Origin of the sequence: Pseudomonas sessilinigenes (assembly GCF_003850565.1) — a bacterium.
GTDB classification, from domain to species: Bacteria; Pseudomonadota; Gammaproteobacteria; order Pseudomonadales; family Pseudomonadaceae; genus Aquipseudomonas; species Aquipseudomonas sessilinigenes.
Genome location: NZ_CP027706.1, coordinates 5,379,734 through 5,401,818, shown reverse-complemented (window position 1 = coordinate 5,401,818; position 22,085 = coordinate 5,379,734). Strand labels below are relative to the sequence as shown.

The following is a 22,085-nucleotide window of genomic DNA, read 5'->3' as shown; positions in this document are numbered from 1 at the left end:
GATGACCCTGCGCTTAATATCGAATCGGGCTAGGCTATCTCGATCGGCCACCTGCAATGTGAGAGTTTTATGGCACCTCCAACTGCCCAGACAGCTATCTCGACGCCGCTGGTTCATAAACCGACGGAATATCTTACTCATGCCAAAATTGAGGAGCTTAGCGAGCTCCATATTTTTTTGCTCGTGAGGGAAGGTTTTGCACTGAAAGACGTCCAAGCAATGATCGCGCTTTCCGAGCTTTATTTGTCATCGAAACTCATCGAACGTATCACTGGTAAGCTAGGTCGAACTAAGCAAGGTAAAGGCGTCGAATCGACGACCGGTCGACTGAGTTCCCTCCAGAGCGCGATAGCCTTTCAATACGCAAAGGTACTGGAACACGCAACGACTGTTTTTGGCGCCTTGCAGCTTGCTGAAGAATGGCTAGCTAAACCCTGCCGGCGTTTTGACGATAATACCCCTCTTGATCTGGCGGGTAATCCAGTCGGGTTTCAGGTTGTCGAGAACTACCTGGAACGCGTTGAACTGGGGATCTATCAATAAGGATCCTCCATGAGCTTCGTGAGGTCACTCACACTCGTGACGGTACCAGGCGTATGTGCACTTGAATCAAGGGCTGCGCGTTACCGAAGCCCTCCCTTCCCTCCCCCTGCTCTTCTTGGTTAGTTCCAAACTTCGGAAGCTGATAGCGCTTCCCGTGGCGCTTTGGTTTGATGGCCCCCGGCGTGTGGGCCTAGCCTGAGACTCTCACACTGGAAAGGCTTAAAGGTCCTTCCGTGGCGATGAGCGTCCCCCTTCAAAGATTCTTACTGAGCACAATTCATCTCTGATTGTCTGAAACAGAGCCTCAACGTCCTGATGACTTTCTTTACCGACGTATGTGGCGACAAGAATGCTGAGCGGGTGCACGTCTAAAGCTCCCGCTAGCTGGTCCACCTTTTCTAACGTTGGGCTTTTGAGGCCTCGCTCCAGCGTGCTGAGGTAGGTGCGACTACTTACAGTAGCAAAATCTTCTTGAGTAAGATTTTTACTGCTTCGGATCTGTTTCAGCGCTCGGCCGAACGCGATATTGAGTTCCAATTTGCTGATCCCGCAAAAGGAACGATGAGGCGCCATCGAATCTTATAGGACTACAATCTATAGTGTTCATTTTCGAGGTTCGCTATGTTTACCACCTACCCAAGGACTGAAATCACCTTCGAAACGCCCGATGCTGCCAACTCGCATGATGGCCAGCGAGTTTGGAGCTTCGTTGAGCAGGAACTGCTACTGCCTTGGTTTTACCTCCAAGTAGTGCGCAGGGCTGGCCGGGAAAATTACGCCAGCATGCTTATGATGTACCACGTTCACGAGCTCAAGCAGTTTATCGACGCGCAGTCAAATCGTATGTGGGTCGAGCAGGTTCAGCTGGTTACACCTCCCCATATGAATGGCCAATCTATCTGGCTGATGGAGCCTCTGACGATGGCTGGGATCGTTATGGATCCCCGAGACGGGTCGCACTTTTTCGTTTATGAAGTCGCTGGTGGGGTGACCTACTCGTTACGAGACGATGCTGATGCGAATTTGAAGCCTTTCAGAGTCCTATTTTCAGGTGAGCGTGATCTTCGTAGCTAGACGCCTGGCCACGACTAATGTCTTTGAAAGCGGGCATGGCTTGGTCACATACCAAATTCCTTCGAGAGAGCCAACGATAGCGGAGTCCAGAAGCAATATTGACCTCCGAAAAACAGGCACCACGGAGGGGAAAACCTCTCTAAAAGCTGACGCTTTAGGTGCGCATGCTGAACCTGTGGGCATACTCACGGGAGTGAGCGGCGATCGTGATAATGCAGTCAAGGCAGTGGAGTGACCGTGAACAAATACGAACGTTGGACAGTGAAATGTCAAGATACTAAGGATGGGAGCGGCGATTGTATTATCGACTTGCCGACTGATCTACTTACCCAGTTAGGGCTAGGCGTTGGCGACGTGCTCACCATTGAGGTTGTTAACGGTTCGATAGTATTGAGGCCGAAGCCGAACGATCCTACGTCCCGATGATTTATCGATATTGAAGCGCGGCCCTGGTTTTCACCCTCACCGCAGCAAGCGAATTAATAAACAAAAATGCCTATTGAGCCTTTGGCAGCGATTACCATGAGTGCCGGCAATCCTTCAACCTCGGTAGCGAGCAGCCGGCATTGCAAGGTTTAGAGCTGCCACGGAGTAACCTGTCCTTGAACATACCACCAATTTTTAGGTATGCCTGTTATTCGCCTCTTCGCCAAGCAGCTCAATTGCTGGCGAATGCCTCAAGCGAAGTGAGCAGCTTGGCAAGCTCAGTAAGGTTGGCGGCTGTCACAATGTCGTACGTCCCTCCGCTGCTTAGCAGATAGACCTCCCGGGCTTTTCTGACACGCTCCAACAGCGGAACGATCACGCCTGATGCCATTTCCAAGAAGTCATTAATGTCTGCCCTGGTCTGGGGGATTTTGTATCCGGTGGCAGCACTCGTGATAATGACGCCGGCATCTCGAAGTTTCGCAATTCCGCTCGACCTGATTCTCTGTTCTGGCAGATCGCCGAATCCTCTCTCTCCGAGATGTGTTTTGATCTCAGCCGTAGTGATGTAGTCTTTCGTGACGAACTCACTTTGGAACCTCAGATAGTCCAAGATCGTGAGTTGTAAATGCTCGTCTTCATCTGGATGATTTCCCACTTTTTCGATGAATCGGCCGGCTTGTCGAAGAGCTTCCTGATGGATCTGGTAGTCGGCGAATCCGGGTTCATCCGATGGGGGCGATAGCAGTGTTTGATACTTAAGGGGCCATTCCAGCAGGCCCAAGGTAAGCTCGCGAAGAATCCTCTTATAGATCCGTACCACATCCTCTTCAGCCTTTCCTTCGTAGATCTGGGCAACAGATCCGGCGAAGAAGTCGGCGACCTGAATTAGTACATCGTCCTTGCTGGATTTTGTCTGAAAAGCTTGGGCATCGCCGAACAGGTCATCCACATACCTGTCTTCAACATAGCCTTTCAAACTCTCCTGAAACTCTGCTCCCCCATGCTCGTCGACGATCATCTGCAGATTATGGCAGTTGCTGAATAGTAGACCATTGACATGCTTGATGAACGACTTTTTGAAACGTAGACCTCCATCCTTGTAAACCTGGGACTTGTCTACGACGGCAAAATAGAGCTTAAGCGGAAGCTCTGCCATGTCATTCAAGATCCGAACGCGACGTTTGGTGTCCTGGGGTTTGACCTTACTGGACTTGATTTCCCCCGTCTGGAAGTGACGCTCTCTGAGTGTTTCAGCGCCCTCATAGGCGCTGTCCAGGAATTGCTCACGGACAATCACTGCACACACCACGAAGAAGCCCGAACTTCCACCTTTTGATGTGTCTAGGTCGTGATTTCCAGACTCATCTACATAGGCATACATTCTGTTCAATTCAGGGTTTCTCTCAGCATGATGTCCCTAACCACGCCGGAGTTCTACCGGCGCAGCGGCTATCTCAGTTAGTTGCTGTTGTAATGCCTGGTGCCGGGCCTTCGCTAAATGTGTAGTTAATTACCACGTTGTTGCGGATGAGCACGTCAAGCGTCTTCTGGGTGCCTGTTGTCGTCACTTTCATCGTCACCACGTAGCTCTGAGCGTGCGCTGAACCGTTGGTATAGGTATAGATCCACTTCTCGTCAGTCTCGCTGACAGCATTCTTAGTGTAGGGCTCACCGAAGAGCGACTTCAGCTCAGTTGTCGTCGTCTTGCCCTTAGTAATGCTGGCGACATTGGCCGACGAGAAATCCCGACCAGCAGTGTAGTGTGACGTGGCACAACCACCGAATACAAAGCACATACCGATTACAGCAATGAGCTTTTTCATAGTCGTCCTTGATAAAAGAGGTACCAGCAGCTTAACCGCAGGCAAGGCCAAAAGCCATTACGGCACAACCATTACTCACATGTCAGCTAAGCGTGTTAGCCGCGGCGCGCGTAGGCCACCAAGGTCGAAAGGCGCGAAGATGGAAGTCACCTCCTCGCCGAGCAGGCTACTTACTATCCCTTACCCCCATCTAGGTCTGACCACCATCCACGAACAGCTCAGTTTCGTGGGCGAAGCTTGAATCATCGCTCGCTAAAAACGCTGTAGCGTTGGCTATCTCAGCGCCCCGAGCAACTTGGCAGTGGCGCTTCAGTGTGATGAGTGAATGCGCACAGCTGGTCACGGATCACGCCTTATCAACCACCCTCGAAAGCACCACTCGCGGTCGTCATCGGTCCTTGCTGGGCGCTTTGCGCGCGCGCGTCGGCCGCTCAAGCTGCTTCAAATGCTGTTCGAGGGTCTCGGCCCGCGCCTGCGCCGCTGCGGCGTGCTCCCGCACGGTGCCCAGTTCGGTTTGAGTAACCTGCAGGCGCTGTTGCACTGCCTGCAATTGCTCCTCCGCCTGCGCGGCCACCTGGCGCCACTGCTCCACCTGTGGGCGTAGTGCTGTGGCCTGCGCCCGGGTTTCGGCGCCTTGCTCACGGGCTTCGGTCAAAGCAGTCTGGCTGGTCTGCAAGGCCTGGTGAGTGAGCAGGAGTTGCGTATTAGCCTCCTTGAGCTGGGCCGCCAGTCCTTTAGTTTCTTCACGAGCACGATCGATTTCCCGGAAGGCTCGGTTCTCCACGTCCTTGGTGTAGTGCTCTTGGTCGAGGCGCAGTTGTTCAGCTTGAGCCCGGGAGTCCTGTAACTGCTGGCGGAGCGCAACGGCGTCCTGGCGCGCCTCATCTACTTGGCTCCCCTGTTGCTCGCGCTGCTGGCGTAGATCATCGATCTGCGTCAGGCGCTGCTCCAGCAATTGCTCCAGATCGCCCAAGCGTATCTCTATGGCCTGGCGCGCGGCGACGGCCTCAGCGGCCAGCAAGCGCCCGCGTACCGCCTCCTGACGCAGTTGCTCCTGTTCCGCGGCCAACTGCTCGCGTTCCTCCATCAACACTTGGCGTTGCGCCGCCAGCGCCTGTTCTGCCACGCCTTGGGCCAGTAGCGTCGCCTGCTGCCAGATGGCGACAAAGGCTTGGGCCACTTCCGTCGGCAGCCCGGGCAGGCGGGTCTCGCCGCGCAGGCGCCCGGCCAGCTGTTCCCACCACTGATCGAGCAGCGCGCCGACCCGTGCCGGACTGCCACGGCCCAGCTCCAGGCGCACCCGTTCCACCGTCGGTCGCTCGCCACGCGCCAGCACAGCGTCCGCCGCAGCGAATACGTCGTTTTCCGGTACGCCTACCGCCATGCCCTGCCTCCATGTGATTAGATCTGATAATTAAATCTTATCCGACATTATTTTCAATTTGACAATATTATATTACGTTAAACGTAATAAATATTACAGATTGCTAAGTGATAGTCAGCATGGCGTTAATTCAGCCAACGCTGGCGAGGCTTATCGGTGCTGGCTTGAATGTGAGTGAATGGGTGGCCATGTCGTTGATCGGTCACATCACCTTGGTTAGTAGCGACTCGCCCACGAAGCGCTAGAAGGCGATCGACCGGTTTCAGTAGGAGCCAGAATGCCGCGTGTTTATTTACACCAGACGGACCGTCGGCACTGGGAATAAACTTCTCGACAGCAACTACGTGTTCTTCCTGGGACTGCCATGGGCTCCTGGTTCAAATGACCAGGCGGGGTATGCCTATCGTACCGAAGGCAGTCCAAGCGTAAGTCGGGGCAGCTCAGTCGTATCTAACGTGCTCGCCGTTTGCTTGTGAAACGTCTTCGCCCAATCGCTATGGTCCGCGCGATCAATGTGATGGGTATGAAGCCTATGATTGATAGGACGTTTGCGCTGGACGACATCGCTGAGGCTTTCCGACATCAGGCTGCGGGCAAACACTTCGGTAAGGTTTGCCTGTCAATCTGATCTGCAAGCGATCGGGAGGCGCGTTACGCCCACGTGTGCTGCGCAGGTTCCACCCGCCTCCCTTCGACGTGAATCAGCAACTAACAGCCCAAAAAAACCGGTGCCCGACGCGTGAGAAAGGCAGTTACGCCTTCCCTGAAGTCCTTGGTCTTGGTTGCAGCACAAAAAGCTATTCGCTCTCGCTCCAGGTGAGCCTGTAATTCAGCAGGAGCGCTCCTTATCAGCTCTTTATAACGACCATAGGCATGACTTGGTCCAGAGAGGATCTCTGCACTCAAGCTTTCCAGACGCTCCTGTAGCTCATGCGCAGGAACACACCAGTTCAGCAAGTTCATGGCCCGAGCCTCTTGTGCAGTCAACTCGCCACTGCCCACCATCAGTTGCATTGCCGCTCCTGTGCCGATACGTCTTGGCAGAAAAAAAGTCCCACCACAATCGGGAGCTGCCGCCACTTTGTTATAGGCCAGTAACAGACGAGTATCTTCAGCCGCGAGGACCAGGTCGCATCCCAACATCAGGCTCAGCCCTGCCCCCGCCACTACACCATGCACGCATGCAAGAACTAATGCTGGCGTGGTATGGAGCGCCAGGATTGCTGAGTGAAGAGGGTCCAGCAAATGATTGACCACCCGATCTGCGTAATCGAAATCGTCGGCGAACCGCTGCAAGTCCCCCCCTGCCACGAAGGCGCGCCCAGCCCCACGAATGACAATCAGGCGGATACCAGCCTGCGCGGTAGCCTGTAGCACGGCTTCGCAGAATGATCGTGCAGTTTCGACATCAATAGCATTGAGTACACCCGGGCGGTTGAACGTCAGAGTTGCACTACGGGAGACGGCATCGAACTGGTAATCGACAGGGCGTGACATCGCGAGATCCATGAGTGAAAGGAAAGTTCTCGTCGCAGCCTAGCGCTAGAAATAGATCACCTGCCCAACCTTAAGGTTGGATTTGACCACTTGGGATTGAATCCACCTTTTAGTCCTTTATGACGAATCCTCCAAACACGGACTGCCCCATAGTGACCGGGCAACTGCGCCCCAGCGCCCACAAAAATCTCCACAAAAAAATAACCATGGAGACTCTGTCTGTGCCCGTCCAAGCCCCTACCCGCCCTCTGGCCCTCCCAGTCGTGAATGCGCAAAGCGCAGACATCCAGCGAATATTCAGCGCTCAACGTAATACGGCTCTAAAACTTCGAGAATCTACCGTTGAACAACGCATCCGCAAATTACGCCGCCTGCGCAAGGCTATTGAGATTCGCCACGACCAGATTATTGCGGCGGGTGCGGCGGACTTCGGCAAGCCTGATATAGAAGTGGAAATGACCGAGATACTGACGGTCATCATGGAAATCAGCCATACCTGTAAGCACCTAAAAAAGTGGCTCAAGCCGAAGCGCGTTCCCTCAACTGCATTGATGCTAGGCACCTCGGCCTCGGTGCGGTACGAGCCACGGGGACGCTGCCTGATCATTTCGCCCTGGAACTACCCTCTAACTCTGACATTCGGACCACTGGTCCCGGCCATCGCATCCGGTAATACGGTGATCATCAAGACCTCGGAGCTTACACCGAACCTATCGGCAGTCATGGTGGAGATCATCCGTGATGCTTTCGATGAAAGCGAAGTCGCCATTTTGGAAGGTGACGCTTCGGTGGCAAGCGAGTTGCTGGCCCTGCCCTTCGATCACTCCTTTTTCACCGGTTCCCCAACCATTGGCAAGGTGGTCATGCGGGCGGCGGCAGAGCATCTGACTAGCGTGACCCTTGAACTGGGCGGTAAGTCACCGACCATCATCGATGAAAGCGCCGATCTTGAAATGGCTGTAAAAACCATTACCTGGGGCAAGTTTCTCAATGCCGGGCAAACCTGCATCGCACCAGACCATCTCTATGTGGCGAGCAACGTCAGGGACCGTTTCGTGCAGTTGCTCAGGCAGCATCTGGATCAGGTTTATGGTGAGGGCGCCAAGGCCCGTTCTGCACCGTTAGCGCGCATCGTCAACCAGCGTCATGCAAGTCGTATTGCAGGGTTAATCGAGGACGCTCTGGAGCGTGGCGCCAGGGCTAGCTATGGATCGGTGATTGATGTCCAGGACCGCTTCATTTCCCCCACGTTGCTTGAGGATGTACCGAGCGATGCCAAGATCATGCAGGAAGAAATCTTTGGCCCCGTATTGCCGATCATCGTCTTTGATGACCTGGATGAGGTTATCCAACGTATCAATGCCGGGCCCAAGCCGCTGGCTTTGTACATCTGGAGCAAGAATCGTCAGCACATCGAACAAATCCTGCAGAACACCAGTGCAGGTGCATCCTGCATCAATCACGTAGCGGGGCACTTCCTGCACAACAACCTACCGTTTGGCGGCGTGAACAACTCGGGAATTGGCAGCTACCACGCCGAATGGGGGATCCGCGCCTTCTCCCATGAACGCTCGGTTCTGGAAAGCAAAATCATGCTGTCGAGCCTGTTCTTCCCCCCCTATACCCAAACCACTCGGCGAATCCTGCGCTGGTTGTTCAAATTCTTTTAACAACAAAACGAAATCAAGGAACCTGCCATGAAGATCATTGCGGCGGTGACACGCCACAACGCCAACGGCTTTTGCATCGAAGATCTGGAACTGGACGATCCTCTGGATGAAGAAGTTCTAGTACGCATCGTCGCCGTGGGTATCTGCCATACCGACCTGGTTGCGGCTTCCGGAGTCCTGCCGATCCAAGCTCCGGCAGTGTTCGGCCATGAAGGCGCCGGCATAGTGGTCAAGGTAGGCAACAAGGTCACTAGCGTTCGGCCAGGCGATCATGTTGCTCTAAGTTTTCACTCCTGCGGGCAGTGTGAACGCTGCGCCATTGAGGACCCGTCTTATTGCCACTCCTTCGGCCTGCTTAACTTTACCGGTATTCGCCAGGGTGGTAGCAACTTGCATGATGCAAATGGCGCAGCGGTAGCTGGAAGCTTCTTCGGTCAATCATCCTTTGCCAGTCATTGCGTGGCCAACCAGCGCAACGTCGTCAAGGTGAGCAAAGACATTCCCCTATCTCTGGTAGCGCCGATGGGGTGTGGCATCCAGACTGGATTTGGTGGTGTCACCCGAGCCCTGGCCTGTACTGCAGGCTCATCCATCCTGATCCTGGGGGGAGGCGCTGTAGGTCTGGCGGCGATCATGGGCGCAGTGCTTTGTGGTTGCGAGCAAATCATTCTCGTCGAACCCCATGCAAACCGACGGGCTTTGGCGCTGGAGTTGGGGGCTACCTGCGTGATCGACCCCTACGGCGAAGATACTGAAAAGGTGGTGAAGGCCTTGCTCCCGACCGGTGTGAACTACGCACTGGATACATGTGGTATCAACGCAGCACTAGAGACCGCCTACCGTTGTCTCGCGCCACGGGCCACCTTCGGCCTGGTGGGCGCCCCCCAGGATTGGGAGCAAAAACTGCCGGGCAGCCTAGCCCAGATGATCCAGAACGGCATCATCTTCAAGGGCATCATCGAAGGCGACAGTGATCCCCAACAGTCGATCCCGGAGTTGATCAGTCTCTATCAAGAAGGCCGACTGCCAATTGACAGGCTGGTGAGTGACTTCCCTCTGTCTCAAATCAACGAAGCCGTCGCCGCCCAGCATGCCGGTACCTGTGTCAAACCTGTGCTGCTGCCCAACTGATCAGCTTTAAGTCTTCGCCATTGAGGAATCGTTGTATGGCAACTTCCCTTCTGCGTCATCCCGGTTATCACGCCAAGCGCTCGCCGGAACGCATTGCTGTGCTCATCGCCGAAACGGGGGCGTCACTGACCTATCAGGAGTTGGATGCCTTCGCCAACCGCCTGGCACGATTGTTTCAGGCGTTGGGGCTTCGTTATGGAGAGCATGTCGCCTTTTTGCTAGAGAACCGAGTCGAGTGCCCTGCACTTCAATGGGGGGCCCATTATGCCGGCCTGTACTACACCTTTCTCAGTACGCGTCTGACGACAGCCGAAGTCACCTACATCATTGAGGACTGTGACGCTAAGTTGTTAGTGTTGAGCGCTAAATCTGCCACGCCGCAACTGCTTGGAATACTGGAGCAATTGCCCGGTGCTCCCAAGGTATTGATTCTCGACCCACAGGAAGGTGTGGCAGGGTCACTACCCGAGCTTCTACAAGCCTATTCCTGTACTGCACTGGAGGGCTCGCGAGAAGGCAGTGAAATGCTTTACTCATCGGGCACTACCGGACGCCCCAAGGGAGTCAAACCCAAGCTCACCGGTTTGCCCCTGGGCAGTACCGAGGTGATCGCCCAACAGTTGGAGCGGTCATTCTCCGTCGATGAACATTCAGTCTATCTGTCACCGGCCCCCTATTACCATGCCGCACCATTGAAGTGGGTAAGGGCCGTGCATGTGCTGGGCGGTACCGCGATTCTGATGGAAAAGTTCGAGCCAGAGGCCGCCTTGGCCGCCATCGATGAATATCAGGTAACCCACAGTCAGTGGGTGCCGACTATGTTCCATCGCCTGCTCAACCTGCCAAGTGAAATCCGCAGCAGATATTCCCTGAGTAGCCAGCAGGTTGTCGTACATGCCGCTGCGCCCTGTCCGATCCCTACCAAGCGAGCCATGATCGACTGGTGGGGGCCGATACTCTACGAGTACTACGGCAGCACCGAGCAGATCGGTATGACTATGGCCAGCACCGATGATTGGCTAAAGCATCCCGGTACCGTGGGACGAGCCATCTATGGGCGTTTGCATATTCTTGACGAAGCAGGACAAGAGCTGCCTGCTGGTAAAGATGGCCTGGTGTTTTTCTCGGAAAGCCTGCCGTTTTCCTATCACAAAGACCCGAACAAGACGGCCGAGGCCTACAACGACCTGGGGTGGGCATGCGTGGGAGACATCGGCCATATCGATGCCGATGGTTATCTCTTCCTGACTGATCGCAAAAGCAACATGATCATCTCTGGCGGCGTCAATGTATATCCACAGGAAGCCGAGAACATCCTGCTCAGCCATCCGCAGGTGCTGGATGCCGCAGTGATCGGCATTCCGGATAGTGACCTGGGGGAATCGGTTCATGCGGTAGTGCAGTTGCATGACTACAGCATGGCCAGTGATGCGCTTGCGGTCGCGCTCAATCAGTTCTGCCGCGGGCAATTATCCTCGATCAAATGCCCGCGCAGCATCGAATTTCGTGAAGACCTGCCTCGCGAACCCACAGGCAAGCTGCTCAAGCGGCTATTGCGTGACGAATACGCGGGCAATGCGCGTTGAGGAAAAGCTAATGAATGATACTTGCATCATTGTCGGTGCTAGCCATGCCGGCATTCAACTGGCCATTGGCTTGCGTCAGGAAGGTTGGCAGGGGCGTATCCTGTTGCTCGGCGAGGAGGCCTGTCTCCCCTATCATCGTCCGCCCCTGTCCAAGTCCTATCTCAAAAACGAAGCCGATCTGGCCATCATCCACCCACAGGCAAGCCTGGATAAACATGAAATAGAATTTCTGGCTTCGACCCGTGTGGTGCGGATCGATCGCCAAGTGCGTGAGGTCCTGTTGGATAACCAGCAGCGCTTGGCATACACGAAGCTTGCGCTCTGTACTGGGGCCAGCCCCCGGCGCCTAAGTATCGAAGGCAGTGACCTACAAGGCGTGCATTATCTACGTGATCACGCCGATGCGGATCGGCTACGCACGCAGCTTCCTGGAGCTCGTAACGTGGTGATTATCGGTGCGGGCTACATAGGCCTGGAAACCGCTGCCAGCTTGCGTCAGTTGGGCCTGCAAGTCTGCGTGCTGGAGGCCGCGCCACGCATCCTGGGACGCAGTGTCGACGAGCCTGTATCGGCCTTCTTCGAGGCGTTGCACCAGGATAATGGCGTGACAATCCGCACGAGCTGTCAGGTCAGCCAACTGGTAGGCAAGGAACATGTCGAGGCCGTGCTATGCACGGATGGCACTCACTATCCGGCAGACATCGTTGTAATCGGCGTCGGTGTAAAGGCCAATGTGGGCCTCGCGGAGGATGCGGGGCTGGCCGTCGATGATGGCATCCTGGTTGATAGCTCTGCCCGTACATCGGATGCGGAAATCGTCGCAGCAGGTGATTGCACTCGTTTCCCGAGCGCCCACCTGCAGCGCTTGGTACGTCTGGAGTGCTTAGCCAACGCTAGCGATCAGGCACGAGTGGCAGCCGCGACCTTATGTGGCCATGAACGTCGCCATGATGCCCTGCCTTGGTTCTGGTCGGACCAGTACGCCACCCGCCTGCAGATCGCTGGAGTGGTCGATGAATACGAGCGCGTGGTACAACGTGGGGACATTGCTACAGGCAGCTTTTGTCGGTTCTATTTGCGCGATGCAGTGGTACTCAGTGCCCTTTGCGTAAACCGTCCCAAGGAATTCATTGCCTGCAAGCGGTTGATTGCGACGGCAAGGCCAGTCGATCCGACCAAGCTGGCCGATGAGTCCTGTGATATCAATGTCGCACTATCTGCCCTACCTGCTTGAATGGCTTCACCGCCTGCGCATGGATGCGCTTGAACGATACAGGCCAGGGCTGTCACGACTTGATTAGCCACTATTGACCCATAAGAACAAGAACCATGAAGATCGGCCTGCCCTCCTCCGTTGATCTACCCGTCAACTTCATCCCGCGCCACCTTTACGATGGGCTGTTAAGCACACTCACGACACATCGCCTTACCTTACTCTGCGCGCCGGCAGGTTATGGCAAGAGCACAGCACTCGCCTACTGCATGCAGCATATCCATCGTGCCAACGCCCAAGGGATATGGGTCTCGGCCGAGCAATGGCCTGGAGTCGGCAGCGATACGCTGTTGCAAACGCTTTGCCGACAGTTTCCCGGAATCGCTGCCACGCCTGAGTCTCTTCTGGCACGCCTGCTGGATCTCAAGGCACCGCTGGTGATTTTCATCGACAGCTATGAATACAAAGAGAGCTGCCCTGGAACAGCCCTTCTGGAGCGCGTCTTACGACTCAACCAACCGCGCTTGCATATTGCTGTGGCTTGTCGGCACCAGCCGGCAGTAAAGCTATCCCTGCTGGAGATGCGAGGTCAGTTGCACCGTATCGACAGCGCCCAGCTCAGTTTCAGCGCCGAAGAAACAACCTTGGTACTCGGTCCGGAGCTACCTGGCAGTCAACGCGAGGACCTATACCAACGTACCGAGGGTTGGCCACTGGCGGTGAATCTTTGCGGGCTGCTGGCAAGAGACAAAAAACGCGCAGCCAGGTTGGTGAGTTTTTCCGGGCGAGACCAAGGTCTTCGGCTCTTCTTTGAAGAACAAGTACTGGCCCATCTGGATCTTCAACGGCAAGTTTTTCTCGGTGCTTTTGCCGTACTTGGAAAAGGTTGTGGTGAACTTTGTGATGTTGCGCTGCAACGACAAGATAGTCAGCGAGAATTGGAAGGCCTATACCAAGCGGGGGCGTTTCTTGAGGCCTGCGATCGTAATCTCAACGAATACCGGCTGCATCCCTTGTTCCGGGAGTTCCTGCTTGAAAAACATTCGCCCGAACTCCATCCGCGCAAGCTACTGGTACGAGCCACCCGCTGGGCCATTCGCAATCAGCGATATCGGCTTGCCGCTGACTATGCGCGAGCCAGCGGTGAACCTCGAGTGGCCCGCCTGGTGATCAGTAAGACCAGCGAGACTCTTGTACGCAACCTTGGCGAGCTACCGACCATCGTCGGTTGGACTCGCGACCTGCAAGTTGGCCCCGTGTTTGAACTGAACGAGTTGGTGTACTGGTCAACCTGGTCGCTGGCCTTCTCCTACTGCTGGGAACAGGCTCATGAACGCATCTGTCAGCTGGCTCGCGCCGTCCGCGATAACGTTGGGCTCTCACCACTGGAGCGCCGCCGTTATATGTCCAGGCTAGAAGCGTTGGAAGTGGCATTGGCAATCTTCCAGGACCGCACCGTAGGTGTGATTGAGTGCTCGGCTCGTTGGTTGGAGCGGTATCAGGATGCCGACACCTTCGACATTGCGGTCATCGCCAGCGCCCAGATGATCGCACGACGCTTAGATGCCGACTGCAAAGGTGCGGCAAACGCTGGGAGCCGAGCCATATCGGCCATACAGCGCTCCGACAGCGTATACGGCAAGATCTGGGTGAACCTACTCAACGCCCTGTACCAGTTGGAGTTCGGTGATTACAACCGTGCGCGTCTGTTGCTCAACGAACAGTTCTACCTGGCCACTCGGGAGATTGGCGAGCATTCAGCGATTCTTTCCACCTGCGCGCTGCTGTTGTCGCGAGTCGCCTACGAACACAATGATCTGGACGAGGCCGCCGACTACGTCGAGATCGGTTATCGGCATATAAGGGACCATGGCCTGATCGAGAGCGCTTTGGCCGGGGTGACAGTACGAGCCCGTCTAGCCGCGCGCTCCAGTTTGGGGGAGGCGTTACAGATATTCGATGATGCTCAGGTGATCAGTGCGGTCTACCCCCCTCGCCTGGAAAGCTCACTGCATCAGCAGCGTATCGAGTTGCTGCTGGATCATGGGCGTACCAACGAAGCACTGATCGTCGCAGATGCCTTGGAGCAACTGATGGCCGAACAGACGCATCAGGATACGCGGCTTGTGCCAAGGCTATACCAAGTCTATATCGAGCTACTGCTCAACTGCGCCCGAGAGCAGTGGCTAAAAGCCCGGACAGATTACGAACACCTGTTGGCTGAGCCAGCATTGGCACTCCAACCCTTGCTGCATTGCCGAGTGCTGATTATCAAGGCCTCGTTGCTGGCAAAAGCCGAAAGCCCGGTTGAAGCAAACAAGGTTCTGTGTGTTGCGCTGAGGGTCGCGCGTGAACACAACCTCTATCGCGTGTTCCTCGACCTCAACCGCTTTTCGAGCCCGACCTTGCAGTGGCTGTGCAATAGCAAACAACAACAGCTGCCCTCAACGGAGCGCGAACTGTTTGTCCGACTATGCGATGCCTTGCAACTGACTGCGCACCCCAGAGCACAGGCACCCCATTTGGCTGAACCGCTATCACGACGGGAAATGGAGTTATTGGCGATGCTCGAATCCGGGTTGACCTACCAACAGATCGCCGATCAATTGTTCATATCCCTGGCCACGGTCAAGTGGCATGTCTACAACATCTACGGAAAATTGGGGGTCAAGAACCGCTCCGGGGCCTTGGTCGCCGCTCGTCATCTGCAATTGCTGGATCAAGGAACATGACCGCTGTCTACCAACGGCCCCAAGCGACTGTAATGAGTCGACCGATCCAGAGCTTTTCCCCTGAAGGTGAACCAGACTTTTTCCTAGGTTTCCCCTGCTGGCCCAATGCCAAAGTGACTTCACAAAAACAACGTTGGCAAACGCCGTGGAGACACTATGAGTACTGGCACCCGCGACTCTACCCAGTTCCGTAAACTGATGGACGCCCCCTTGCTGGCATGGCCTACCGTGCTGCTGTTCTTTGGTTCACTGAGTATCCTTGGCCTGGTGGACTACCTGGCTTTGGCAGGCACTATCCCCTTATGGACGGGAACGATCATCAATGGCCTGGTCATCTATCTATTGTTCAGCTGCGTACACGATGCCTCCCATGGCGCAGTTTCGCGTATCAAGTGGATCAACGAACTGCCAGGCCATGTTGGTATGTTCTTCTTCGGCCCGATTGCACCGTTCAATGTCGCTCGCTTTATCCATATGCAGCATCATCGCTTCACCAACGACAACGCCCTAGACCCCGACCATTTCGGGCACAAGATGGACTGGCTGTTTCCCCTGCGCTGGAGCAATTTCGATTACTACTACACCAAGTATTTCTTCATGCGTGCGCCAGCGGCCATGCGAAGGAAGTTCCTGCCACGACTGATCATCCATTTCAGTGTCATTATCGCCGTCTTGCTTGCCCTGACGCTGGCCGGTTACGGACTAGAAGCCTTGATGTTGTGGATTCTACCGACCCGTATCAGCTCCTTCCTGTTCGTCATGGCCTTCGTCTATCTGCCCCACGAGCCCTTCCAGAGCACCGCCAAGGAGGATGAATATCGCGCCTCCAACATCCGTCCAGGTGCGGAGTGGCTGTTGACGCCATTGTTGGCCTACCAGAACTATCACCTGATGCATCACCTGTACCCCACCGCCCCCTTCTACAACATGATCAAGTTATGGGAGCTAAGGCAGGCCGAGCACATGGCCAAGCATCCATTGATTGTCAACACCTTCGGCTTGCGTCCTGTAAGCCAATCCAGCCGGACCCGGAGGGATGCAGCATGAAGCGCTGGCAATGCCGTTACTGCTCATTCATCTACGACGAGGCTGCCGGTCTGCCGGCAGATGGCATCGCTCCCGGAACGCCACTGAGCGATGTGCCGGATGACTGGATGTGTCCTGACTGTGGAGCGACCAAGGTCGATTTCGACGAAATCTGATCCACATCCCATCAGGAGGGGGCGCCCGCCCTCTCCGACCCCTGTCGAGAAGAACAACCATCCTCGGATCTGACCACAAGGCCCGACGATCAGGAGTCGAGAATGAATATCCCTGCCCGCCCACTCTGCGCGCAATCCTTCCCGCAACTTGTAATGTCCAAGCTACAGCCTCCCCAGCAGCCGGTTCAACAAGAACTCCGTCTTGCCTTGTTGGGTCGATTGGCTAACCGTACCCCTCGCAAGCTGGTACTGGTGCATGCCCCTGCCGGTTTCGGCAAGACAACCTTGCTCCTGCAATATCTGGCGGTTTGTCATCGGGAACAGCGACGCACGCTCTGGTTGAGTCTCGATGCCGCAGACAACGACCTCGAGCGCTTCGTGCGCCATCTGCAAGTAGGTTGGAATGCCCGGGCACAGAGGCCTGTAGATGCTACCGGACTGCTCGAACAACTGGCTTTGTACAACCATCCGTTTTCCATTCTGCTCGATGAGTTCGAGGTGATTCAGGCCCCGGATGTTCTCGCCCTGCTGCAACAGTTGCTCGAGTATCTACCGCCCCACGGCGAAGTACTGATCAGCTCACGACAGGTGCCGCAACTACGCTTGGCGACTCTGCGGGCCCACGGTCAGTTGCTGGAAATCACCCGAACACAACTGTGCCTCAGTCTTGAGGAAACTACCCGCCTGCTGCACGCCCGTTTGCCGCGGCAATTAGCTCCCCCGCAGATTGCTCTGTTGCACTCCCGGACCGAGGGTTGGGTAGCGGCCATTCAACTGCTGACTCTATCTTTGCCCAAACATGATGATCCAGCCCATCTGCTGGAGCACTTTTCAGGGCGCCATTGTGAGCTGGCGGACTTTCTTACCGAAGATATCTTGCGACGCCTGTCACCGGCGCAGCAGGAGTTTCTCATCGCCAGCAGTGTGTTCGAACAGTTCAGTGCGCCGGCTTGCGACTGGCTGATGCAGCGCCAGGACAGTCAAGAGATGTTGGATTGGTTGTTGCGCAACAACCTGTTCCTGCTGCCCCTCGATGGCCAAGGTAGTTTTTATCGCTATCACAGCCTGTTCGCCAGCTACCTGCGCAATCAGTTGCGGCATCAATCTGCGGCTCGTTATGGACAGTTGCAGCACCGAGCGGCGCAATGGTTCGTCCAGCAAGGCAAACCGGCTTGCGCCATCGACCACCTGCTCTTGGCCGACTCCCCTGAGGCCGCGATGCAATTGCTGGAACAGCATGCTCCGGCGCTGCTCGAACAAGGCCGAGTGCGACGTTTGCTGCGCTGGTTCGACCAGTTGCCAGCAGAACTGCTCGCCCGGCATCCACGTCTGCGCTTGTCTTGCGCCTGGGCGTTGATACTCAATCGACGCCATGCTGAGGCTAGTGCGCATATCGCGGCTATCAAGCAGCAATCACCTTCGGACGCAGTCCATGCGCAGACAGTGGAATGCCTGATGCTGGCAATGAGTGATCGTATCTCGGCATGTTTTCAGGCTAGTCGCGAGCTGCTAGCACAGCTGCCGAGTGGATACTCATTACAACGAGGCCTCCTGGCCACAGTTCAGGCGCACCATATGATTGCCGCCAACCGCTACGATGAGGCTCGCCAATTGCTGGCTCAGACCTGCGGCCAGCAAACCATGCTGCACACTACGTTCATACGGACCATCAGCGACTATAACGAGGGGTGGATCGATTTGCTCCAAGGACGGCTGGTCCAAGCACAGGTTCGATTGCAGACCAGCTATCGCAGTTCCTGGCGTGAGGGACAGAAAGGCGTGCCAGGTGGACGCGCCATGATCGGCGCCCCCCTGGCCGAAGTGTTGTATGAGATGAATCAACTCGACCAGGCACGGCGCCTGATTGGCGAATGCCTCCCCTACGCACGTCAAAACGGTCACGTCGATGCCCTGATCCTTTCCTATGTACTACTCTCGCGCCTGGCGGCCACCGAAGCGGACCGGGAAACTGCTTTACGCCATCTCATAGAGCTTGAAAATATTGGCCTCGATCTTGATCTTCCTCGGGTTCGCGCTAGTGCGCGCCTGGAGCAAGCCAGGCTGTATTGGCTGCATGGCGACCTGTTTCTCAGTGAACGAATCGTCCGTGAAGTCGAGAGCATGCCGTTCTGGCTGTCTCTGACAGGCTACAGCTTGCCGGCCCAGGATATCGAAACACCTCAAATGATGCGTTGGCGTCTGGCAATCGCCAACGGTCGGGCAGCCACCGTGGAGGAAGACATTCGCCGAGCCTGTATTCAGGCTCGACAGGAGATGCGCTTGCGTCGCGGCTTGAAGCTGGAGTTGTTGTTGGCTACCGGCCTGAACTCCCAGGGCAAGCAACAAGCTGCACTGCAACAAGTTACCCAGGCACTGCAACTGGCCGGCAACGAAGGCTTCCTGCGCAGCTTCCTGGACGAGGGTGAAACTCTGCAACCGCTGCTGCGCATTTGGCGGGCGCGACACCTGCATCTGTCTTTACCGGAAGGGGTCAGCAGTGATTTCGTTGAACGACTGTTCGGACAATTTGTAGAGGAGTCGCCGGCTAAGCAGCCTTCGCGCAAGCAACCCACGTCAACCACTGCTGTTATCGAGCCATTGAGTAAACGAGAGCTGCAGGTGTTGCACTACATAGCCGAAGGACTGCGCAACCGGCAGATAGCCGACAAAATTTATCTTTCTGAAACCACGGTCAAAGCCCATCTGCGTCGTATTCATTCCAAACTCGATGCCCACTCAAGAACCGAGGCTGTGGCCATTGCTCGGCGACATGGTTGGATATGAGCGATCCCGAGCATGGGCGGCCCACCTGTTCTCTGCCCTCACTCTCAGACAAAAGCCGGCCCTGAAGCCGGCTTATGCTTGGTTGGCTCAGATCAACGCGGCGGCATCCGAAGGGCACCATCCAAGCGGATAGTTTCTCCGTTGAGCATCGGATTCTCGATGATGTGCCGGGCCAGTTGAGCGAACTCCTCGGGGTAGCCTAGCCGAGAAGGAAAAGGGACCTGGTCTCCCAGGGCTTTTCTGGCTTCCTCAGGCAGCATTTCGAGGATTGGAGTGGCAAACAGCCCCGGGGCTATGGTGCAGACTCGAATGCCACTACTTGCCAATTCGCGAGCAACTGGCAGGGTCAGGCCGACGACACCACCTTTGGAAGCGGCATAGGCAGCCTGGCCAATCTGACCATCGAATGCTGCGATCGAAGCCGTGTTGATCAAGACACCTCGTTCGCCCTGCTCATTGCCAGCATTGAGGCTCATCTGGAGTGCGGCGAGTCGGATAACGTTGAAAGTGCCGATCAGGTTGACTTCGATTACCTTTGCAAAGCTTTCCAGACGATGTGGGCCCTGCCTGCCCAGGACTTTTTCCGGATTACCAATCCCGGCGCAGTTGATCGCCCCATGTAAACCGCCGAATCGTTCAACGGCCAACTGGATTGCATCCTGGACCTGATCTGCCGAGGTGACATTGACCTTGGCAAAGGCACAACTGTCACCGAGACGGCTGACCAGCCTCTCACCCGTCTCGCTGTTCATATCCGCTATCACGACCTTGGCACCTGCACTGATCAGATGCTCTGCCGTTGCGGCACCAAGGCCAGAAGCTCCGCCGGTGACGAGAAAAACCCTACCTTGTACTTGCATGCTAAAACTTCCCCTACGGTGTGAGCCGACATTCAGTCGAAGAATTTTTGTTGTACGCCAGCGCCTCGGAGCCGCTCAGGCAGTTCGAGCCCTGCTGCCTGCGTCCACTCCACGATCTGCGTCGCACCGAACCAATCGATGCACTGCAATGGACCGCCCATATGCTTGGGGAAGCCAAGGCCCAGGGTCAGTGCGGTATCGAGTTCATGGGCGCTGGCCACCACTCCCTCCTCCAGGCAATACACAGCCTCCAGCAACATCGGTAGCATCAGCCGGCGGACAATTTGTTGATCGCTAACCCGGGAAACACCTACAGGGGAGATACCTAAGAGCGCTTGAATATCACTGGAAGGGATTTTGTGGGGCCGTCCTTGAGCATCACGTTGGTGGAGATAGAAACCTGCGCCACTTTTCTGCCCCAGACGACCGAACCTGGCCAATAGGTCGAGGTATCTGCTGAGCTCCGCTTGCATGCGTCGCGGATAGGCCAAGCCGATGGCGCGAAAAACATGGGCCGCGGTATCGAGGCCGACCACATCGTTCAGGTAGGCTGGTCCCATGGGCCAGCCGAGCGCTTCCATGATCTGGTCAATACGCTGGAACTCCACGCCCTCGCTGAGCAATTTAAGGAACGCCAGAATGTAAGGAGTCAATACGCGGTTGACCAGGAAGCCTGGGCAGTCGCTGACGACGATAGGTGTCTTGCCCAGAGCCAAGACATACTGAACGGCTGTGCCTAAGCTTGCGCGATCGGTATGCGTGTCACGTACCACCTCCACCAATGGCATTTGTGGCACAGGATTGAAGAAGTGCAAACCCACCAGGCGCTCCGGGTTCTGAAGCGTATTGGCCATCTGATGCAGACACAGCGAGGACGTGTTGGTCGCGATAACGCACTCCTGTGTTACCTGCGATTCCAGTTCACTCAGTACTTCGCGCTTGATGTCCAGGCGCTCCACCACGGCCTCGACAACCAGCTGTACGTCATTGAATCCCTGGTAGTCCAGCGAAGGGGTGATGCGCGCCAAAACTGCCTCGGCCGTTGTCCTGTTCATTCGCGCGGCTGCGACGCCCTTGTCGACGAGACGCCGGGCCTCATTCATGCATGTTTGTAAAGCACTCGGTGAGATGTCCTTGACCTTGGTATCGATGCTCTTGATCGCATTGCTATAGGCGATGCCGCCGCCCATGATTCCGGCCCCCAATACGGCACTACACGATACTTGAGAGGCACCGTCCCGATACTGTCGCAGGCTCTTCTTCAGCGCCTGTTCATTGAGGAATGCCTGTACCAGACTCGAGGCGGCCTGGGTCTTGGCTATCTGGCCAAAAACTCTCGACTCGAGCTCCAGTGCCTGATGCCCGTTCAATAGCAATGCATCTTGAAGCAACTCGACAACGATTCGTGCCGCAGGCAGGTGCTGACCTCCTTGCGCCTGCTGACGCTCACGCTCACGCTGGAGTAGCTGGAGGTCTTGCTCACTGGTAACTACTGGCTGCTGCTTGCGTCCACGGGCCTCGCGCCACTGCAGTTCTCCGCGCACGGCTTGCTGGAGTAGGTTCAAGGCAACATTTCGTAGTTCGTGCGGGTCGGCAATGGCATCCACCACACCATAAGCCAACGCATCCCTGGCTGGCATCTGCGCTCCGCTCACCATCCACCGCACAGCAGTAGCGGCTCCTGCTACTCGCGGAAGACGTACAGTGCCGCCAAAACCGGGAATCAGCCCCAATTTGACTTCCGGAAGCCCAATTTCGGCACGGCTAGATTGCACACGCAAATCCGTGCTCAAGGCCAGCTCGAGCCCTCCTCCCAGGGCGTAACCATTGATGACGCTAACAGTCGGTACTGGCAGGTTTTCCAGCGCCAGGAACACCTGGTTGGAACACCTGACATCAGCACTGATCTGCTCGGCTGACAGGGCAAACAAGCTGGAGAACTCGCTGATATCTGCACCGACGATAAATACATCCTTGGCGCTGGTGATCAAAAGGCCGTGTACGGCTGAGTCATCGGCAATTGATTCGAGTGCCTCGCGCAGTTCACGTACCGCAAGCTTGTCCAGCTTATTGATGGATTCGCCTGTGCGATCGAAACACAGTTCGATCAGGCCATCCGCCAATGGAGAGAGTCTGAGTGTCTTACCTTGATACATG

Annotated in this window: 20 protein-coding genes and 1 pseudogene; 13 read left to right on the top strand and 8 right to left on the bottom strand. The window is 55.9% G+C overall.

Translation table 11 applies throughout. From position 1 onward, the window contains the following. Positions 1-69: 69 nt before the first annotated feature. On the top strand, positions 70-543 hold the full coding sequence (locus tag C4K39_RS24800) for an antitoxin Xre/MbcA/ParS toxin-binding domain-containing protein (RefSeq protein WP_124347653.1): 474 nt from the start codon (positions 70-72) through the stop codon (positions 541-543). A 219-nt stretch (positions 544-762) separates the two neighbouring features. On the opposite strand, the gene C4K39_RS24795 is transcribed toward C4K39_RS24800, so the two are convergent. Continuing rightward, the gene (locus C4K39_RS24795) at positions 763-1,080 is read right to left on the bottom strand and encodes a helix-turn-helix domain-containing protein (RefSeq protein ID WP_124347652.1); all 318 of its coding nucleotides are present in this window, start codon (positions 1,078-1,080) and stop codon (positions 763-765) included. An 84-nt stretch (positions 1,081-1,164) separates the two neighbouring features. On the opposite strand from C4K39_RS24795, the gene C4K39_RS31890 reads away from it, so the two are divergent. Together C4K39_RS31890 and C4K39_RS32020 are read left to right on the top strand one after the other, a co-directional pair. Continuing rightward, positions 1,165-1,617, top strand: a complete 453-nt coding sequence (locus tag C4K39_RS31890; protein WP_124347651.1) for a hypothetical protein — start codon at positions 1,165-1,167, stop codon at positions 1,615-1,617. A 231-nt stretch (positions 1,618-1,848) separates the two neighbouring features. Beyond that, entirely contained in the window at positions 1,849-2,043 is a 195-nt protein-coding gene (locus C4K39_RS32020; protein WP_367613701.1) for an AbrB/MazE/SpoVT family DNA-binding domain-containing protein, read from the top strand. Positions 2,044-2,275: 232 nt separating this feature from the next. On the opposite strand, the gene C4K39_RS24780 is transcribed toward C4K39_RS32020, so the two are convergent. From C4K39_RS24780 to C4K39_RS24765, 4 genes are all read right to left on the bottom strand, one after another. Beyond that, a complete protein-coding gene (locus tag C4K39_RS24780; RefSeq protein ID WP_225926531.1) occupies positions 2,276-3,427 on the bottom strand; it encodes a DUF3800 domain-containing protein in 1,152 nt (383 codons plus the stop codon). A 73-nt stretch (positions 3,428-3,500) separates the two neighbouring features. Beyond that, complete coding sequence (locus tag C4K39_RS24775) at positions 3,501-3,869, bottom strand: hypothetical protein (RefSeq protein ID WP_124347648.1); 369 nt, start codon at positions 3,867-3,869, stop codon at positions 3,501-3,503. Positions 3,870-4,059: 190 nt separating this feature from the next. Then, positions 4,060-4,212: an SDR family oxidoreductase gene (locus tag C4K39_RS24770; RefSeq protein ID WP_124347647.1), complete on the bottom strand. Its 153-nt coding sequence runs from the start codon at positions 4,210-4,212 to the stop codon at positions 4,060-4,062. A gap of 45 nt (positions 4,213-4,257) precedes the next feature. Further along, on the bottom strand, positions 4,258-5,253 hold the full coding sequence (locus C4K39_RS24765; protein ID WP_124347646.1) for a DNA-binding protein: 996 nt from the start codon (positions 5,251-5,253) through the stop codon (positions 4,258-4,260). 200 nt (positions 5,254-5,453) lie between these two features. Here C4K39_RS24765 and C4K39_RS31885 point away from each other — a divergent pair. Together C4K39_RS31885 and C4K39_RS32015 are read left to right on the top strand one after the other, a co-directional pair. Next, positions 5,454-5,660: pseudogene (locus C4K39_RS31885) on the top strand (P-loop NTPase family protein); the annotation flags it as partial. 89 nt (positions 5,661-5,749) lie between these two features. After that, a complete protein-coding gene (locus tag C4K39_RS32015) occupies positions 5,750-5,881 on the top strand; it encodes a zinc-binding dehydrogenase (RefSeq protein ID WP_367613718.1) in 132 nt (43 codons plus the stop codon). Positions 5,882-5,961: 80 nt separating this feature from the next. On the opposite strand, the gene C4K39_RS24755 is transcribed toward C4K39_RS32015, so the two are convergent. Next, a complete protein-coding gene (locus C4K39_RS24755) occupies positions 5,962-6,750 on the bottom strand; it encodes an enoyl-CoA hydratase/isomerase family protein (protein ID WP_164485026.1) in 789 nt (262 codons plus the stop codon). 152 nt (positions 6,751-6,902) lie between these two features. On the opposite strand from C4K39_RS24755, the gene C4K39_RS24750 reads away from it, so the two are divergent. The 8 genes from C4K39_RS24750 (at position 6,903) to C4K39_RS24715 (ending at position 19,068) form a co-directional block, all read left to right on the top strand. Beyond that, positions 6,903-8,420 carry an aldehyde dehydrogenase family protein gene (locus C4K39_RS24750; RefSeq protein ID WP_225926532.1) on the top strand — a complete coding sequence of 506 codons (1,518 nt, stop codon included), beginning with the start codon at positions 6,903-6,905 and terminating at the stop codon, positions 8,418-8,420. A 27-nt stretch (positions 8,421-8,447) separates the two neighbouring features. Next, on the top strand, positions 8,448-9,551 hold the full coding sequence (locus C4K39_RS24745; RefSeq protein ID WP_053130006.1) for an NAD(P)-dependent alcohol dehydrogenase: 1,104 nt from the start codon (positions 8,448-8,450) through the stop codon (positions 9,549-9,551). A gap of 35 nt (positions 9,552-9,586) precedes the next feature. Continuing rightward, a complete protein-coding gene (locus C4K39_RS24740; protein ID WP_053130009.1) occupies positions 9,587-11,137 on the top strand; it encodes an acyl-CoA synthetase in 1,551 nt (516 codons plus the stop codon). A 10-nt stretch (positions 11,138-11,147) separates the two neighbouring features. Next, entirely contained in the window at positions 11,148-12,371 is a 1,224-nt protein-coding gene (locus C4K39_RS24735; protein ID WP_053130012.1) for an NAD(P)/FAD-dependent oxidoreductase, read from the top strand. Positions 12,372-12,466: 95 nt separating this feature from the next. Beyond that, positions 12,467-15,082, top strand: a complete 2,616-nt coding sequence (locus C4K39_RS24730) for a LuxR C-terminal-related transcriptional regulator (protein ID WP_053130015.1) — start codon at positions 12,467-12,469, stop codon at positions 15,080-15,082. A gap of 156 nt (positions 15,083-15,238) precedes the next feature. Then, positions 15,239-16,129, top strand: coding sequence for a fatty acid desaturase (locus C4K39_RS24725; protein WP_124347645.1), 891 nt, complete (start codon positions 15,239-15,241; stop codon positions 16,127-16,129). Next, the gene (locus tag C4K39_RS24720; RefSeq protein WP_083456857.1) at positions 16,126-16,284 is read left to right on the top strand and encodes a rubredoxin; all 159 of its coding nucleotides are present in this window, start codon (positions 16,126-16,128) and stop codon (positions 16,282-16,284) included. The genes C4K39_RS24725 and C4K39_RS24720 overlap by 4 nt, the downstream gene beginning before the upstream one ends. A 102-nt stretch (positions 16,285-16,386) precedes the next feature. Then, positions 16,387-19,068, top strand: coding sequence for a winged helix-turn-helix domain-containing protein (locus C4K39_RS24715; RefSeq protein WP_124347644.1), 2,682 nt, complete (start codon positions 16,387-16,389; stop codon positions 19,066-19,068). Between the two features lie 92 nt (positions 19,069-19,160). Here the strand turns inward: C4K39_RS24715 and C4K39_RS24710 are convergent, their stop codons facing one another. Continuing rightward, entirely contained in the window at positions 19,161-19,928 is a 768-nt protein-coding gene (locus tag C4K39_RS24710) for a 3-hydroxyacyl-CoA dehydrogenase (protein ID WP_124347643.1), read from the bottom strand. Between the two features lie 32 nt (positions 19,929-19,960). Further along, complete coding sequence (locus C4K39_RS24705) at positions 19,961-22,084, bottom strand: 3-hydroxyacyl-CoA dehydrogenase NAD-binding domain-containing protein (protein WP_124347642.1); 2,124 nt, start codon at positions 22,082-22,084, stop codon at positions 19,961-19,963. Position 22,085: the final 1 nt, after the last annotated feature.